General features: G+C 40.9%; 1 protein-coding gene. It reads right to left on the bottom strand.

The window, feature by feature from the left end; all coding sequences use genetic code 11:
* Positions 1-95: 95 nt before the first annotated feature.
* Positions 96-224: a terminase gpP N-terminus-related DNA-binding protein gene (locus FOI68_RS24340; protein ID WP_370512175.1), complete on the bottom strand. Its 129-nt coding sequence runs from the start codon at positions 222-224 to the stop codon at positions 96-98.
* Between the last annotated feature and the right edge of the window lie 216 nt (positions 225-440).

Raw genomic sequence — 440 nt, 5'->3', positions numbered from 1 at the left:
GCCGAATTTGCCCTGGATAACCTTGGGCTTTGATCTCATCAAACAAAACGACAGCATTGAAGCAGCCTTCTTCCATTCTCGCTTTGATATAGGGTTTAAATGGATCGAGAATGCTTGTTTTTTTTAACAGATCGTTGGTATTTCGAAGGCTCATCCTTTTTCAGCCACTTACGAATTGTTTTTCGATCCCTCCCTAATGAATCAGCAATTTGTGTGATATTCATTCCTCTTTGTCTCATGTCTTTGATCAAGTAAAACTCCCCATTCTTAAGCATATTTTCTCTCCTCCAGGGAGAGATTTTCTGCCGAAAGTGGGGAATTTTCAAGTGCCGTTATTGAGGATTTTAACAGTGCCGTTCACACGTGTGAAGATCAGCGATAAAATCCCCAATAGAATCGGTTGAAAATTCCCCATTTTCATCGCAGACTCTCTCCTTGGA

The sequence above is a fragment of the Brevibacillus sp. LEMMJ03 genome (assembly GCF_007197875.1).
Taxonomy (GTDB): Bacteria; Bacillota; Bacilli; order Brevibacillales; family Brevibacillaceae; genus Brevibacillus; species Brevibacillus thermoruber.
The sequence above is the reverse complement of the archived record's forward strand: the minus strand, read 5'-3'. Positions and strand labels throughout refer to the sequence as shown.

Excerpts from the sequence above, each read along its gene's own strand:
- FOI68_RS24340 (WP_370512175.1), bottom strand. The coding sequence starts at position 224 with ATGAATATCACACAAATTGCTGATTCATTAGGGAGGGATCGAAAAACA.